This is a genomic window from Pseudomonas sp. HLS-6 (genome assembly GCF_002753995.1).
GTDB lineage: Bacteria > Pseudomonadota > Gammaproteobacteria > Pseudomonadales > Pseudomonadaceae > Aquipseudomonas > Aquipseudomonas defluvii.
Genome location: NZ_CP024478.1, coordinates 5,148,072 through 5,163,593, shown reverse-complemented (window position 1 = coordinate 5,163,593; position 15,522 = coordinate 5,148,072). Strand labels below are relative to the sequence as shown.

At 60.1% G+C, this 15,522-nt stretch carries 14 protein-coding genes; 4 read left to right on the top strand and 10 right to left on the bottom strand.

The window, feature by feature from the left end; all coding sequences use genetic code 11:
• Nucleotides 1-26: 26 nt before the first annotated feature.
• Both CS390_RS24365 and oadA read left to right on the top strand, forming a co-directional pair.
• A complete protein-coding gene (locus tag CS390_RS24365; RefSeq protein WP_065758097.1) occupies nucleotides 27-1,442 on the top strand; it encodes an acetyl-CoA carboxylase biotin carboxylase subunit in 1,416 nt (471 codons plus the stop codon).
• A gap of 13 nt (nucleotides 1,443-1,455) precedes the next feature.
• On the top strand, nucleotides 1,456-3,264 hold the full coding sequence (gene oadA / locus CS390_RS24360) for a sodium-extruding oxaloacetate decarboxylase subunit alpha (RefSeq protein ID WP_099776405.1): 1,809 nt from the start codon (nucleotides 1,456-1,458) through the stop codon (nucleotides 3,262-3,264).
• Nucleotides 3,265-3,342: 78 nt separating this feature from the next.
• On the opposite strand, the gene CS390_RS24355 is transcribed toward oadA, so the two are convergent.
• Both CS390_RS24355 and CS390_RS24350 read right to left on the bottom strand, forming a co-directional pair.
• Nucleotides 3,343-4,164, bottom strand: a complete 822-nt coding sequence (locus CS390_RS24355; RefSeq protein ID WP_065758099.1) for an amino acid ABC transporter permease — start codon at nucleotides 4,162-4,164, stop codon at nucleotides 3,343-3,345.
• Nucleotides 4,161-4,982 carry an ABC transporter substrate-binding protein gene (locus CS390_RS24350; protein ID WP_065758100.1) on the bottom strand — a complete coding sequence of 274 codons (822 nt, stop codon included), beginning with the start codon at nucleotides 4,980-4,982 and terminating at the stop codon, nucleotides 4,161-4,163. Before CS390_RS24350 ends, CS390_RS24355 begins: the two co-directional genes overlap by 4 nt.
• 110 nt (nucleotides 4,983-5,092) lie before the next feature.
• Between CS390_RS24350 and CS390_RS24345 the strand changes: the two genes are divergently transcribed.
• Nucleotides 5,093-5,992 carry a homocysteine S-methyltransferase family protein gene (locus CS390_RS24345; protein ID WP_099776403.1) on the top strand — a complete coding sequence of 300 codons (900 nt, stop codon included), beginning with the start codon at nucleotides 5,093-5,095 and terminating at the stop codon, nucleotides 5,990-5,992.
• A gap of 4 nt (nucleotides 5,993-5,996) precedes the next feature.
• Here the strand turns inward: CS390_RS24345 and CS390_RS24340 are convergent, their stop codons facing one another.
• The 3 genes from CS390_RS24340 to CS390_RS24330 are packed head-to-tail and all read right to left on the bottom strand — an operon-like array spanning nucleotide 5,997 to nucleotide 7,775.
• Nucleotides 5,997-6,671 (bottom strand): GNAT family N-acetyltransferase, encoded by a 675-nt coding sequence (locus CS390_RS24340; protein ID WP_099776401.1) that lies wholly within the window; start codon nucleotides 6,669-6,671, stop codon nucleotides 5,997-5,999.
• 16 nt (nucleotides 6,672-6,687) lie between these two features.
• The gene (locus CS390_RS24335) at nucleotides 6,688-7,134 is read right to left on the bottom strand and encodes a GNAT family N-acetyltransferase (RefSeq protein ID WP_099776399.1); all 447 of its coding nucleotides are present in this window, start codon (nucleotides 7,132-7,134) and stop codon (nucleotides 6,688-6,690) included.
• 11 nt (nucleotides 7,135-7,145) lie between these two features.
• The gene (locus tag CS390_RS24330; protein WP_099776397.1) at nucleotides 7,146-7,775 is read right to left on the bottom strand and encodes an FMN-binding negative transcriptional regulator; all 630 of its coding nucleotides are present in this window, start codon (nucleotides 7,773-7,775) and stop codon (nucleotides 7,146-7,148) included.
• A gap of 90 nt (nucleotides 7,776-7,865) precedes the next feature.
• On the opposite strand from CS390_RS24330, the gene CS390_RS24325 reads away from it, so the two are divergent.
• Entirely contained in the window at nucleotides 7,866-9,395 is a 1,530-nt protein-coding gene (locus CS390_RS24325; RefSeq protein ID WP_099776396.1) for a PLP-dependent aminotransferase family protein, read from the top strand.
• Here CS390_RS24325 and CS390_RS24320 read toward each other — a convergent pair whose 3' ends face one another.
• The 5 genes from CS390_RS24320 to aspA form a co-directional block, all read right to left on the bottom strand.
• Nucleotides 9,396-10,496: a polyamine ABC transporter substrate-binding protein gene (locus CS390_RS24320; protein ID WP_099776394.1), complete on the bottom strand. Its 1,101-nt coding sequence runs from the start codon at nucleotides 10,494-10,496 to the stop codon at nucleotides 9,396-9,398. It abuts the gene before it with no gap.
• The gene (locus tag CS390_RS24315) at nucleotides 10,493-11,539 is read right to left on the bottom strand and encodes a histone deacetylase family protein (RefSeq protein ID WP_065758107.1); all 1,047 of its coding nucleotides are present in this window, start codon (nucleotides 11,537-11,539) and stop codon (nucleotides 10,493-10,495) included. Before CS390_RS24315 ends, CS390_RS24320 begins: the two co-directional genes overlap by 4 nt.
• Nucleotides 11,540-11,671: 132 nt before the next feature.
• Nucleotides 11,672-12,664 carry an AraC family transcriptional regulator gene (locus tag CS390_RS24310; protein ID WP_065758108.1) on the bottom strand — a complete coding sequence of 331 codons (993 nt, stop codon included), beginning with the start codon at nucleotides 12,662-12,664 and terminating at the stop codon, nucleotides 11,672-11,674.
• 94 nt (nucleotides 12,665-12,758) lie between these two features.
• Complete coding sequence (locus tag CS390_RS24305) at nucleotides 12,759-13,754, bottom strand: asparaginase (RefSeq protein WP_099776392.1); 996 nt, start codon at nucleotides 13,752-13,754, stop codon at nucleotides 12,759-12,761.
• Nucleotides 13,755-13,956: 202 nt separating this feature from the next.
• The gene (gene aspA / locus CS390_RS24300) at nucleotides 13,957-15,381 is read right to left on the bottom strand and encodes an aspartate ammonia-lyase (RefSeq protein WP_065758110.1); all 1,425 of its coding nucleotides are present in this window, start codon (nucleotides 15,379-15,381) and stop codon (nucleotides 13,957-13,959) included.
• Nucleotides 15,382-15,522 lie beyond the last annotated feature (141 nt).

Below are 15,522 nucleotides of genomic sequence, written 5' to 3'. Positions count from 1 at the left end.
TGTTCCAATGGCTTGGGAATATTCCAGTGATAAAAAAAATCCTGATCGCCAACCGGGGTGAGATCGCAGTACGGATTGTCCGTGCTTGCGCCGAAATGGGCATTCGCTCGGTGGCGATCTATTCCGATGCCGACCGTCATGCACTGCACGTCAAGCGTGCAGACGAGGCTCACAGTATTGGTGCCGAACCCCTGGCCGGTTACCTGAACCCGCGCAAGCTGGTGAACCTGGCGGTAGAGACCGGCTGCGATGCCCTGCATCCTGGCTATGGTTTCCTGTCAGAGAACGCCGAACTTGCAGACATCTGCGCTGAACGTGGGATCAAGTTCATTGGTCCTGCGGCAGAGGTCATTCGCCGGATGGGCGACAAGACCGAAGCGCGGCGCAGCATGATCAAGGCCGGCGTACCCGTGACCCCGGGCACCGAAGGCAACGTCGCGGACATACACGAGGCGCTGCGCGAAGGTGATCGCATTGGCTACCCGGTCATGCTCAAGGCTACGTCGGGTGGCGGTGGTCGTGGTATTCGCCGCTGCAACAGCCGTGAAGAATTGGAACAGGCGTTCCCACGGGTGATTTCCGAAGCGACCAAGGCCTTTGGTTCGGCGGAAGTCTTCCTCGAAAAATGCATCGTCAACCCGAAACACATTGAGGCGCAAATCCTCGGTGACAGCTTCGGTAATGTGGTGCACCTGTTCGAGCGCGATTGCTCGATTCAGCGCCGCAACCAGAAGCTGATCGAAATCGCCCCCAGCCCTCAGCTGACCCCGGAACAGCGCGCCTACATCGGCGACCTGTCGGTACGTGCGGCCAAGGCGGTCGGTTATGAAAACGCCGGTACCGTGGAGTTCCTGCTCGCCGATGGCGAGGTGTACTTCATGGAGATGAACACCCGGGTGCAGGTGGAACACACCATCACCGAGGAAATCACCGGCATCGACATCGTACGTGAACAGATTCGTATTGCGTCGGGCCTGCCGCTCTCGATCAAGCAGGAAGACATCCAGCACCGCGGCTTTGCCCTGCAGTTCCGGATTAACGCCGAAGACCCGAAGAACAACTTCCTGCCCAGCTTTGGCAAGATCACCCGTTACTACGCACCCGGTGGTCCTGGCGTGCGTACCGACACGGCGATCTACACCGGCTACACCATCCCGCCGTTCTACGATTCGATGTGCTTGAAACTGGTGGTTTGGGCCCTGACCTGGGAAGAAGCCATGGACCGCGGCCTGCGGGCGCTGGATGACATGCGCGTGCAAGGGGTAAAGACCACCGCCGCTTATTACCAGGAAATCCTGCGCAATCCGGAATTCCGCAGTGGCCAGTTCAATACCAGCTTCGTGGAAAGCCATCCGGAACTGACCAACTACTCGATCAAGCGCAAACCCGAAGAGCTGGCCCTGGCCATCGCTGCTGCCATTGCCGCCCACGCAGGCCTGTGAGGAATACGAAAAAATGTCCAAGAAAATTCATGTAACCGACACGATCCTGCGTGACGCCCACCAGTCCCTGCTGGCAACCCGCATGCGCACCGAAGACATGCTGCCCATCTGCGACAAGCTCGACAAAGTCGGCTACTGGTCGCTGGAAGTCTGGGGTGGCGCGACGTTTGACGCCTGCGTACGTTTCCTCAAGGAAGACCCGTGGGAGCGTCTGCGCAAGTTGCGTGCGGCACTGCCGAACACCCGCCTGCAAATGCTTCTGCGCGGGCAGAACCTGCTCGGCTACCGGCACTACAGCGATGACGTGGTCAAGGCGTTCGTGGCCAAGGCAGCTGTCAACGGCATCGACGTCTTCCGCATCTTTGATGCCATGAACGACGTGCGCAACCTGCGCGTTGCCATTGAGGCGGTCAAGGCCTCCGGCAAGCATGCCCAGGGCACCATTGCCTACACCACCAGCCCGGTACACACCATCGACGCGTTCGTGGCCCAGGCCAAGCAGATGGAAGCCATGGGCTGCGACTCGATCGCGATCAAGGACATGGCCGGCCTGCTGACCCCGTATGCCACCGGTGAACTGGTCAAGGCATTGAAGGCCGAGCAGTCGCTGCCGGTGTTCATCCACTCCCACGACACCGCTGGCCTGGCCGCGATGTGCCAACTCAAGGCCATCGAAAACGGTGCCGACCATATCGACACCGCGATCTCCAGCTTCGCCTGGGGCACCAGCCACCCGGGTACCGAGTCGATGGTTGCCGCGCTCAAGGGCAGCGAATTCGACACCGGCCTGGACCTGGAGCTGCTGCAGGAAATCGGTCTGTACTTCTACGCCGTGCGCAAGAAGTATCACCAGTTTGAAAGCGAGTTCACCGCCGTTGACACCCGTGTGCAGGTCAACCAGGTACCAGGCGGGATGATTTCCAACCTGGCCAACCAGCTCAAGGAGCAGGGCGCGCTGCATCGCATGAACGAAGTGCTGGCCGAAATTCCACGGGTGCGTGAAGACCTCGGCTTCCCACCGCTGGTTACGCCGACCTCGCAGATCGTCGGTACTCAAGCGTTCTTCAACGTCCTCGCGGGCGAGCGCTACAAGACCATCACCAACGAAGTGAAGCTGTACCTGCAAGGTGGTTATGGCAAGGCGCCGGGCGTGGTCAACGACCAACTGCGTCGTCAGGCGATTGGCAGCGAAGAAGTAATCGACGTGCGTCCGGCTGACCTGCTCAAGCCTGAGATGGCCAAGCTGCGTTCGGACATCGGCAACCTGGCCAAGTCTGAAGAAGATGTACTGACTTTCGCCATGTTCCCGGACATTGGCCGCAAGTTCCTCGAAGAGCGCGATGCCGGCACCCTGACCCCTGAAGTGCTGCTGCCGATTCCGGAAGCCGGTGCCGTGGGCTCGGCTGGTGGTGAAGGCGTCCCGACCGAGTTCGTCATTGATGTTCACGGTGAGACCTACCGCGTCGATATCACCGGTGTTGGCGTCAAGTCTGAAGGCAAGCGTCACTTCTACCTGTCCATCGACGGCATGCCGGAAGAAGTGGTGTTCGAGCCGCTCAACGAGTTCGTCGGCGGTGGCGGCAGCAAGCGCAAGCAGGCCAGCGAGCCAGGTCATGTCAGCACCACCATGCCGGGCAACATCGTCGATGTGCTGGTCAAGGAAGGCGACACGGTGAAAGCCGGCCAGGCCGTGCTGATCACCGAAGCGATGAAGATGGAGACCGAAGTGCAGTCGGCCATCGCCGGTAAAGTTGTCGCTATCCACGTGGCCAAGGGCGACCGGGTCAACCCGGGCGAGATCCTGATCGAGATCGAGGGCTGAAACAGCCCTCGGTAGTAAACGGTTAACCTCTGGGGGCATATGCCCCCCTTTTTTTATGCGCGATTTGGCGATGCGGCGTCAGTGCCGATAGCCTTTGCCGTAGTGCCGCTCCAGGCGCACCTGGAGCAACTCCAGGGCAAACGACAGCAGCCAGTAGATGGCGGCTGCAGTGGTCAGCATTTCCAGGTAGCGGTAGCTGGAGCGGCCATAGGACTGCGCCAGAAACATCACTTCCCAGACCCCCATCACCGAAATCAGCGACGAATCCTTGAGCATGGAAATGAACTGGTTGGCGCTTGGCGGAATGATCGTACGCATGGCCTGGGGCAGGGTGATGTGCCAGAAAATTGCCCGTGGGCGCATCCCCAGGGCCATGGCCGCCTGCCGCTGGCCGGGCGCCACGCCAATGATACCGGCTCGGAAGATTTCACTCAGGTAGGCACCGTAGTTCAACGACAAGGCAATGATCCCGGCGCTGATCGCACCAGGTACAACGCCAATTTGCGGCAGGCCCAGGTAGATCAAGAGGATCTGGATCAGCAGCGGCGTGCCGCGAAAGAACGAGGTGTAGAAGCTGGCGATGCCCAAGGCGACAGCGCTGTTCGACAGGCGCGCCAGCGCCGCAGCGAAACCCAGTATCACCGAGCTGAGCATCGAGCACAGGCAAAGGAACAGGGTCAGTGCTGCGCCTTGCAGGAAACCATTCGGTGCCAGGTGCAGCCCGAGCAGGTTAGGCAGCTTGTCGAGGATGATCGAAAACTTCAGGTCGAAGCTCAGAAAGAACCCGACGAACATCACGAACAACGCTGCCCACGTCAGGTAAAGGCGCGTGCGAAAACCGAACAGGCGCTGGCCCAGCGTGCGCGTAGCCTGGCTGGGCGGTGGCTGATAGGCACTCATTTACTGATATCGGCGCCGATCCACTTCTGCGACAGGCGGCTCAGGGTGCCGTCCTGTTTCAGCTCGGCGAACACTTGCTGAACCTTGGCATTCCAGGCCGCATCACCTTTCTCGATGGCCACCGAGTTAGGTTCTTCATACAGCGCCTGGCCGGCCAGTTTGAAGCGCGCATCCTGATTCAGGCGCGGCTGGGCGGTGACCAGGTTGGTGAGGATCGCATCGAGGCGAACGCCGGCACCCAGGCCCAGATCCTGAAAGGCCACGTTGTCGGTGTCATAGGGGGCGATCTGGACGTTCTCGAATGGGTAGTCCAGGGCCTTGTCTTCCGCGCCTTCAATGACGAGGTTCTTGTTCAGGTAGCTTTCGTAGCTGGAGGCGCTGGTAAGGCCGACTTTCAGGCCGCTGAGGTCTTTAGCGCCGTGAATACGGTCATCCTTGGCGTTGACCACGATGACGGCAGGCGAAGCGTAGTACTCCACCGGGAAGTCGAAGACCTGGGCGCGAGCCTTGCTCGGCGTCATCGAGCAGATGCAGATATCGTATCGACCGCTCCAGCGACCGGCGGCGATCACGTCCCAGGATGGGGTTTCCAGGCGCAGTTTGACACCGAGTTTTTCGGCTACGGCCTTCGCCACATCGACATCGAAGCCGTCCAGCTGGTTCTGCTCGTTGAGGAAAGAGAATGGCGGGTAGCTTTCCATCAGCACGCCGACCAGTTCCTTGCGTTCTTCCACGCGTTGCAGCGTTGCCCCCGCCAGGGCTTGGGTGGTCACACTCAGTGCCAGCAGGCTGGCGCCCAACAAGGTGGAAAAACGCATGGAAAATCACCTGAAAAAAGAGTTGTTAAATTGAATGTCCGGCGTATTAAATAGTTATAAGAAAAACTCTACTAGTAAGTTTTATTTATATTCATAGAAGTGGACGTTATATGGGTGAAAGTGCGGTGGTGATTCTCGATGGTGGCATGGGCCGTGAGCTGCAGCGCCGTGGCGCGCCCTTTCGGCAACCGGAATGGTCGGCGCTGGCCTTGAGCGAGGCCCCGGAGGCTGTGGTGGCCGTGCATGCGGCCTACATCGAAAGCGGGGCGCGGGTCATTACCAGCAACAGCTATGCCGTGGTGCCATTCCACATCGGCGAGGCCCGCTTTGCCGCTGAAGGGCGGGCCTTGGCCTCGACCGCCGGGCAACTGGCCCGCGCTGCTGCGGACGCCAGTGGCCAGCCGGTACGGGTTGCCGGTTCATTGCCACCCCTGTTCGGCTCGTACCGTCCCGACCTGTTCGATGCCGCTCGGGTCAGCGAAGTCCTGACGCCGTTGGTTGAAGGCCTGGCTGAGCATGTCGACCTGTGGTTGGCCGAGACCCAGAGCTCCATCGTCGAAGCGCGGGCCATTCGTGCCGGCCTGCCCAACGATGGCAAGCCGTTCTGGCTGTCCTTCACCCTGCAGGACGACGATGTCGATGACCTGCCACGTCTGCGCTCTGGCGAGCCCGTCAGTGAGGCTGCCGAAGTAGCCGCACAGCTGGGTGTGCAGACCTTGCTGTTCAACTGCAGCCAGCCGGAAGTCATCGGCGCGGCTATCGATGCCGCACGCGAAACCTTCGAGCGGTTGGGTGTACAGATTGCCATCGGCGCCTACGCCAATGCGTTCCCGCCGCAACCCAAGGACGCTACCGCCAACGATGGGCTGGACGAGCTACGCGAAGACCTTGATCCGCCGGGCTACCTGCACTGGGCTGAAAATTGGCGTCAGCGCGGTGCAAGCCACCTGGGTGGTTGCTGTGGCATTGGCCCGGAGCACATAGCCGTCCTGGCGCAACGCCTGCGCTGATCCTTCAGGCGGATTCGCGACACGCCTCCAGCGTTCTGAGCTGACCGTCAGGGCGCTGGTTTTCTGCCGCGAGCCAGCGCTCGAAACCGGCAGCGATGGCAGGCCATTCATCGTCGGTGATCGAGTACCAGGCCGTATCACGGTTCTGTCCCTTGACCACCATATGCTTGCGAAACAGCCCTTCATAGTGGAAGCCAAAGCGTTCAGCCGCCCGTTTTGAACGGCTATTGGCGTCGTTGCACTTCCACTCCAGGCGGCGGTTTCCCAGCTCAAAGGCCAGCTTGCCCAGCAGGTAGATGGCTTCGGTACCTTTCGGTGTGCGCTGCATGGCGGCGCCGAAGGCGACATGGCCAATCTCGATGCGACCGTGTGCTGGCACTATCGACATCAGGCTGAGAATGCCCTGGGCCTGGCCGTTGTGCAGGTCAATGACGGTGTAGAACAGCGGGTCACTGGTGGCGGCATTACTGTCGAGCCAGTGGTCGAACGCCTCACGCTCTTCGAAAGGGCCGTAGGGCAGGTAGCTCCATAGCGCAGCGTCAGCATCGGGGCCATTGAACACTTCCCAGAGGTCGTCACGGTGCTGGCGCGGGTTGAGTTTCTCCAGGCGGATGAAACGCCCGGTCAACGGGGTGGCGGGTGGTAGTTTGGCGGGGTGCCAGTTCAGCAGAGTGTTCATGGGACGGCTCCTCGAATTACAACAGTTTGCGGAACTGAATGAAGCCCGGACGTTCGGCCAACTGCTCGTAGAGAGCGATGGCGGTGGTGTTGGTCTCGTGGGTCAGCCAGTGGACCTTGGCGCATCCCGCAGCGCTGGCAGTCGCGTAGACGAACTCGATCAACTGCCGACCAATGCCCTGGCCACGTTGCTCCTGAGCGACCAGCAGGTCTTGCAGGTAGCATGAGTTTTCCGTGGTCCAACAGGAACGATGATAGATCCAATGGACCATGCCCACGGCCTTGCCGTCGACCCAGGCCAGTGCTGCATTAATGGGTTCGGCGGGGTCGAGCATGCGTTGCCAGGTCACTGCGCTGACCTGCTCATCAATCTGGGTTTCGTAGAAACGCTGGTAGGCCTGCCACAGGGGCAGCCAGGCGCTATGGTCGTCGGCTTCGACCGGGCGGATCTGTACGGTGGGCATTTCAGGCTCCTTCAGGGTTGGCGCATCAGGGCGGCCAATTGTTTATCCAGTGGGTCTGGGCTCTCGCTCAGGCCTTTGCGTACGCCTTCAATGTCGGCGCTGTTGCGGTTCTGGCTGGTCTTGCGTTTGCCTTGCAAACGCTCAATCGGCAGGGCGAAGCCGACAATCGCTTTGAGCATGCCATTGATATAGTCGACGGGTGCGTCGTCGATCGACCAGGGCTGGGGGCGGCCACGTTCATGGCGCTCACTGAGGCTGTCGAGCAATGGGTGCAAGCGTTGCGGGTCGTCAAACACCTCGGCGCAGCCGTAGGCATGCACCGCCAGGTAATTCCAGGTGGGTACGGCTTTACCGTCCACGGCTTTGCTTGGGTAGAAGTTCGGGCTGACATAGGCGTCGGCTCCCGCGAAGATCAGCAGCGCTTCGCTGCCAGTGGCCAGGTCCTGCCACTGGGGGTTGGCTTTGGCCAGATGCCCGTAGAGTGTGCCGTTCGGGCCTTCGTCGCGCTTCAACAGCAACGGCAGGTGGCTCGCCTGCAAGCCCTGCTGGCCGTGTGTGACAAGAACGGCAAGGCGAGTCTGTTCGATTTGCTGGTGCAGGCTGTCGAGATCTGTGTCCCGGAACGCACTGGGTATATACATGGCGATAGTCCTTGGCGAATGCAGCCATCCTAGGCAGGCTATTGGTCTATGGTAAGAGCCATTCACTATCGATTTTATAGGTCCAATACCGTGCGCGAGCAGCCCCTGTCATTGCCCTTTGATCCAACGGGTATCGTACTTGATCGGCGTCTGGGGTTGAGTCGCCAGTTGTATCAAGTCTTGCGTGCCAGAGTGCTGGACGGGCGGCTGGGCAGCGGTACACGTTTACCGGCCAGTCGCGACCTGGCCAAGGCATTGGCACTGTCGCGCAACAGTGTGGTGCGTGCCTATGACCAGCTTTACGCCGAAGGTTTTATTGAAAGTCGGGTAGGGGACGGCACCTATGTTGCTCAGTTGCCAAAACTATCCACAAATGTATCCACAGGGTTATCCCGGGGTTTTTCCACAGCCTTATCCACAAAATCGCCAGAAAGCACTGAGCATCTAACCAGTAAAGTTATCCACACTGGGCCTTTGAGTCGGCTTGAAAAGCATCATTTGCCAGCACCGAAAAGCGGGCCACCGAGGGCATTCCGGGTCGGTGCGCCCGCTTTCGATCTATTCCCCTTCGAGACGTGGGCCAAGCTACAAGCGGGTTTCTGGCGTAAGCCCGATCCGGCCCTGCTTGGGTACGGCGATCCAGCAGGCGAGCCGATTTTGCGCGAACTGATTGCGACCTACCTGCGTCGTTCTCGGGGGCTTTCCTGCAGCGCTGAACAAATTGTGATCACCAGTGGCGCACAGCAGGCGATCAGCCTTTGTGCACAGTTGTTGCTGGAGCCTGGCGATGGGGTGGCTGTGGAAAACCCTGGGTACCGGGCTGCCGGGCATGCGTTCGCGCTTGCCGGGGCACGGGTGTTCGGTGTCGCGGTAGATAACGAAGGGATGGATTGCGCAGCCTTGTCGGCACTGCCCCAGTGCCGCCTGAGCTACGTGACGCCTTCACACCAGTACCCTACGGGCGTCACCATGAGCCTGGCCCGGCGTCTGGAGCTGCTGGCCTGGGCTGAACGCAGCGATGGCTGGATTGTCGAGGACGATTATGACGGCGAATACCGCTACAGCGGTGCGCCCTTGGCGCCCTTGGCAGCCTTGGACCCACATGGCCGTGTGCTGTATGTCGGTACTTTCGGCAAGATCGCCTTTCCGGCCCTGCGCATGGGTTATCTGGTCGTGCCGCCGCCATTGGTTGAGGCATTTTCCCGCTGTCGGGCACTGGCGGTGCGGCATTCGGAAATCGGTAATCAGGTGGTGATGGCGCAGTTCATGGCACAGGGGCATTTTCAGCGGCATATCCGTCGTATGCGCCGGGCAGCGTTGAGTCGGCGCAATGTGCTCAAGGCGGGGTGGCCTGTGGATATCCCCGGCTGTGGGGCAATGCCTGAGGTGGCGGCGGGCCTGCATGTCAAAGTCGATGTGGACAGCCTGGCACGCGAACGTGAACTGATCGCCCGCGCGGAGGCCGTCGGGGTTGAACTGAATCCACTGAGCGATTACTGGCTGGAGGACTCAAGCACCCCTGTGGATAAACGCGCCGGCCTGGTACTGGGCTTTGCTGCGGTGCCTGAAGCCGCGATCGCCGATGCCTTGGCACGCCTGCGGCGTGCCTGGCGTCGCTGATCAGGTGCCGGACTTGATCTTGGTCCAGGCCCGGGTACGTGCCCGTTCCGCATCGCGAGGCAGTGGCTTCAGTGCATAAAGTTTCGCCATGGCCTCTTCGGTCGGGTACAGGTTCGGGTTGTTACGGATGGCTGGATTGACCCGTTCTGTAGCGTCCTTGTTTGGGTTCGGGTAGCCGACGAAGTCGCTGATCGGTGCAACGACCTCTGGTTGCAACAAGTAGTTGATGAAAGCGTGCGCATCTTCGGGGTTGGCCGCACCTTTGGGGATGGCCAGCATGTCGAACCAGATCGGTGCGCCTTCCTTCGGCAAGCGCATGTCCACGATTACACCGTTCTTCGCTTCCCTGGCGCGGTTGGCTGCCTGAGAGAAGCTACCCGAGTAGCCGACGGCTACGCAGATGTCTCCATTGGCGATATCGGCCATGTATTTAGAAGAATGGAAGTAGGTAATGTATGGACGAATCTTCAGCATCAGATCCTCGGCTTTCTTGTAGTCGGCCGGCGCGCTACTGTTCGGTTCCAGTCCCAGGTATTGCAGCGCCAGTGGAAGGATCTCTGACGGTGAATCAAGCAGCGCGACACCACACTGCTTGAGTTTGGCGATGTTCTCTTCTTTGAAGATCAAGTCCCAGCTGTCCACCGGGGCGTTGTCGCCGAGCACTGCCTTGACCTTGGCCGGATTGAAACCGATTAGCACGGTGCCGTACATATAGGGCACGGCGAATTGGTTGCCGGGGTCGTTGGCCTCGATCAATTTCATCAGTTTTGGGTCCAGATGCTCCCAATTCGGCAACTTGCTGCGATCCAGCGGTTGGAACACCCCTGCTTCGATCTGCTTGGCCAGGAACACGTTGGACGGTACCACCACGTCGTAACCGGAGTTACCGGTCAGCAGTTTGGCCTCCAACGCTTCGTTGGTGTCGAAAATGTCGTAGATCAGCTTGCTCTCGGTTGTCTTGCGGAAGCCGTCCAAGGTTTGCGGGGTGATGTAGTCGAACCAGTTGTACACCCGTAGCGTGCGTTGCTCGGCGGCTTGAAGGCTGCTGGCGAGTAGTGTGCTGCAGAGCAGTGGGGTGAGTAGGCGTTTGAGTCGAATCATGGGTGTACCTCCTGTAGAGCGCGTTCGAAACCTTCCAGCACGTTCACCGCGTTGATACCGATTTCCGCTACGGCATACCCGCCCTCCATGACGAACAGCGTCGGTATGCCCAAGCGCGCGATGCGCTCGCCCATGCGCAAGTAATCGGGGCTGTCCAGCTTGAACTGCGAGATCGGATCGTCCTTGAAGGTGTCGACGCCCAATGAAATCACCAGCACCTGCGCAGCATGGGCCTCGATCCGCTGGCAGGCCATTTCCAGTGCTGCGCTCCAGGTCGCCCAGTCGCTCCCGGCTGGCAGCGGGTAGTTGACGTTATAGCCAACACCTTCGCCGTCGCCCTCCTCGTCGGCATAGCCGAGGAAGAAGGGGAACTCTGCCTGTGGATGGCCGTGGATCGAAGCAAAGAACACGTCGCTGCGCGAGTAGAAGATTTCCTGAGTGCCGTTGCCGTGGTGGTAGTCCACGTCAAGGATCGCCACGCGCTCATGGCCCTGGTCCAAGAACGCCTGAGCGGCAATCGCAGCGTTGTTCAGGTAGCAGTAACCGCCCATTACATCGCTCGCTGCGTGGTGTCCTGGCGGTCGGCATAGGGCAAAGGCACTGTGCGCGCCGGCCTGGATAGCCGCTTGCGCAGTCAGGGCAACCTGAGCTGCACTGTAGGCAGCCTGCCAGGTGCCTGCAGTGATCGGTGCGCCGGCGTCAAAGCTGTAATAGCCCAACTCGCCCAAAAGGCCGCGTGGTTTGACCTGTCGCAATGTGCGAGCGGGCCAGGTGAAAGGCAGCAGGTCTCCCGTATGACCCATATCGCTCCAACGCTGCCAGGCATGCTCAAAAAAGGCGAGATAGTCGGGTGTATGCACCCGTAGTATCGGTTCTCGGCCGAAGTCTTGTGGTGCCTGTACTGGGCCTATTTCGCGTACTTTTATGCGCTCCAGCACATGATCAGCGCGTGAAGGCATTTCAAAGCAGGGCATCAGTTGCCCGTCGATCAGCTCGCAGCGGCCGTGGTGGAGGCGGTGGTCATCAGAATAGATCGTCAGCATTTATTGTTCTCCGCGTTGACTGGCTTGGCCCATTGTTGATGGGTACGTTGCCTGTGGAGAACGTCGAATACGGCCAAAAGGGGATCGATATGGCCAGCCTGACTGTCCGCATTTCGCCCTTTATACGGCTATTCAGATGCGGAAATGACTTGGTGCCACGCCACTCCAGCGCAAGAAAGCGTGGCGAAAACTGGCGGTCTCGCTGAAACCGAGCAGTTCGGCAATGCGATGGATCGGCATCTGGTCTTCGCTCAGTAGTTGTTTGGCGCGTTCAAAGCGCAACTCATCAAGCAACTGTTGGTAGCTGCTGCCCAGTTCTTGCAGGTGGCGGCGCAAGGTGCGTGAAGAGCAGTTCATCTGGCGGGCCAGACCCTCAAGGCCGGGCGGTGCATCGAGCTGTTGCAGTAGCAACTGGCGAATTCGGCCGAGCCAGGCCTGGCGCCCGGTAAACTCCAGGTTCTGCTGCCGACAGCGTTCGGCCATGGCCCTGTGAGTAACGGCATCCGCCAGTGGCAGGGGGTGAGCCAGCCAGTCAGCGCAGAAGGCAAAGGCATTATCGATGGCGTCGAAATGCAATGGGCAGGAAAACGTCTGGCGGTAACGCTCATGGTAGTCGGGTTGCGGATAGGCGAATCGCGCACCGAGCAACGGCAATGGGCAGCCTAACAGGTCGTCGCAAATCACTTTCAGCGATCCTATGCACAACTCGGCATTGAACGCCGCCAGTTGGGGTTGTTCGCGGTAGTCACTGGCGCTGAGCCATATTTTGTCGCCGTCTTCGATCAGGCGCAGATGAAAAAGTGTTCCCAGCAGCGCGGGGTAGCGCAGGGCCAATCGTAAAGCGTCACCTAGGGTGGCACTGGAAAGTAGTGCGTAACCGAGCATGCCGTAGGACGAGACATGCATGCGCGGCCCAAGTTCCAGGCCGATTTCACGACGAAGAGCAACGGCGTTGGCACACACCAGCATCTCCTGGCGGGTGGTGATGCGCGGGTCTGAGCGCTTTAGGTCGGTCAGGCTGATACCGCTGCCGACAAGTAATTTCTCGCTGCACAGGCCTTCGCTCTGAAAGGCGTTCAGCATGAGCGACACAGCATTGAGGGTGGTCAGGTGCGAGTGCAGCATGTTTGAGATCCGACAAAGGGCTGCCTGAAACTCAGCAATTTATGTGCCTTCAAGGCGCCTTTGCCAGCAAGGTCTATTTTTCCTGACGATGCACTCAACGCAGTTCCCCGCACACATCGAGTTCAACCAGGCGACGTACTTCGTCCACCGGCAGCCCCGCGCCCAGCAAGGCCTGCAATTTACCGAAGGCTGCTTCGCGGGTCATGCCGCCGCCAGACACTACGCCCACTTCACGCAGTCGACTGCCGGCCTCATAGACATTCAGGTCGACACCGCCCTCGTGACACTGTGTGATTGCCACCACCACAATGCCGCGGGTCTGGGCGAGCTTCAGGCTGGCAAGAAACTCGACGTCATCGCAGGGGCCCGTGCCGCTACCGAAGCATTCCAGGATGACGGCTTGAACACCACTGTCGAGTACCGCCAGCAGTGGCTGGGCAGCAAAACCGGGCACCAGTGGCAGTACCGCAACCTGGGCGGTTTGCTTGGCGTGACGGTAGTCCAGCTCGGCGGGTAGCGATGCAGCCTTGGCTGCACCACCGAAGCGTTTCAATGTAGCAAAGGGATGGCGGCCATAGCTGCGGACCTTGGCGCAGCGGGTCGGCGTAAGCAGCTCGCCGTGGAAGTACAGTTGCACGCCCGATACGTGCCCGGCGGCCAGTGTCTGCAAAGCGCCAACGATATTTTCTTCGGCATCGCTGTCGGGGGCGCCGGCTGGCAGCATCGAGCCGGTAAACAGCAGCGGTGCCGGCAACCCCAGCAATTGGAAACTCATGGCGGCCGCGCTGTAGGCCAGGGTGTCGGTACCGTGTAGCACCAGCACGGCATCGCAGCCTTGGCTGTCGACCGCGTCGATAATGGCTTCGCGCAGGCGCTGCCAGTATTGCGGGGTCATGTTGGCGCTGTCGATCAGCGGCAGCAGTTCGCGAAACTGCCAATGGGGCAACGCCAGGCCCGTCAGTTGTTCGCGCATCCGTTGTTCAAAGCCTGAGGCCGGCGTCAGGCCGTGGGCGCTGGCCTGCATGCCGATGGTGCCACCGGTGTAGAGCACCATGATATTTCGAGCGGGATGCGCGGTAACGGGGTTCATTCGCCTGTCTCCGTGGTCAGTCTTGTTAGAAGCAGATCACAGTACGCCATCGTCGGGAGCCTTGTCTGCGTCAGCAGGGTAAAAGCTGTAGATGAAATCGCAGGCAAAAAAAAGGGCCTGGAGCATTCGGCTCCAGGCCCTCAAAAGGTGAGAGGTGTCTAGTCCCTCGACCTGGTGAGCGGTTTGCGTGAGGTACTGAGGGTTAAGCCTTCAGCGGTACCAGACGCGGTGCAATCATGTTTTCCGGGCGCAGGATGTCGTCGAGCATGGCGTCGTCGAGCAAGCCTTCTTCGCGCACCAGTTCCAGTACGCCGCGGCCGCTTTCCAGCGCAATACGGGCGATACGGGTGGCGTTTTCGTAGCCGATGTACGGGTTCAGGGCAGTGACCAGGCCGATCGAGTGCTCTACCAGTTCACGGCAGCGCTGCTCGTTGGCAGTGATGTCGACGATGCAGTGCTCGCGCAGCATGTCCATGGCGCGTTGCAGCAGGCGGATCGAATCGAAGATCTTGTAGGCGATCAGCGGTTCCATCACGTTCAGCTGCAGTTGGCCGCCTTCGGCTGCAATGGTCAGGGCCAGATCGTTACCGATGATGGCGAAGGCCACCTGGTTGACGGCTTCCGGGATCACCGGGTTGACCTTGCCTGGCATGATCGAGCTGCCCGGCTGGCGTGCTGGCAGGTTGATTTCGTTGATGCCGGTGCGTGGGCCGCTGGACAGCAGACGCAGGTCATTACAGATCTTCGACAGCTTGACCGCAGTGCGCTTGAGCATGCCGGAGAACAAGACGAAGGCGCCCATGTCCGAGGTAGCTTCGATCAGGTCGGCAGCCGGTACCAGCGGTTGGCCGCTGATTTCTGCCAGGCGCTGTACGGCCAGGTGCTGGTAGCCTGGGTCGGCGTTGATGCCGGTACCGATGGCGGTACCGCCCAGGTTGACTTCTGTCAGGACTTCCGGCGCCAGGGTGCGCAGGCGGTTGAGGTCTTCGGTCAGGGTGGTGGCAAAGGCACGGAATTCCTGGCCGAGGGTCATCGGTACCGCGTCCTGCAGCTGGGTACGGCCCATCTTCAGTACGTGGTTGAACTCTTCACCCTTGGCAGCGAAGGCCTGGATCAGGCTGTCGAGGCTGGCCAGCAGGGCATCGTGACCGAGCAGCAGGCCCAGACGGATTGCGGTCGGGTAGGCGTCGTTGGTCGACTGCGCCATGTTCACATCGTTGTTCGGGTGCAGGTACTTGTACTCACCCTTTTGATGGCCCATGGCCTCAAGTGCGATGTTGGCGATGACTTCGTTGGCGTTCATGTTGGTCGAAGTGCCAGCACCGCCCTGGATCATGTCCACCACGAACTGCTCGTGGTAGTCGCCACGGATCAGACGGGCGCAAGCCTCGCTGATGGCAGCGTGCTTGGTATCGTTCAGGTGGCCCAGCTCGCGGTTGGCGTCAGCAGCAGCCTGTTTGACCATGGCCAGGGCCACGACCAGCTTAGGGTAGTGCGACAGCGGTACGCCGGAGAGGTGGAAGTTGTTGGCAGCACGCAGGGTCTGGATGCCGTAGTAGGCATCAGCAGGGACTTCGAGGGTGCCAAGCAGGTCTTTTTCAACACGGAACGATGCAGCAGCGGACATGATAGATATCATCTCGAGTTTGGCCCGGCACATGCCGGAATGGCGCCAATCCTAGGTCTGCGGGAGTTTTGCGGCCAATGCTGTTGCACGCTAACCTATGCACAAACGGCATAATGGTCGATGTGACGCCAACAGCTATTC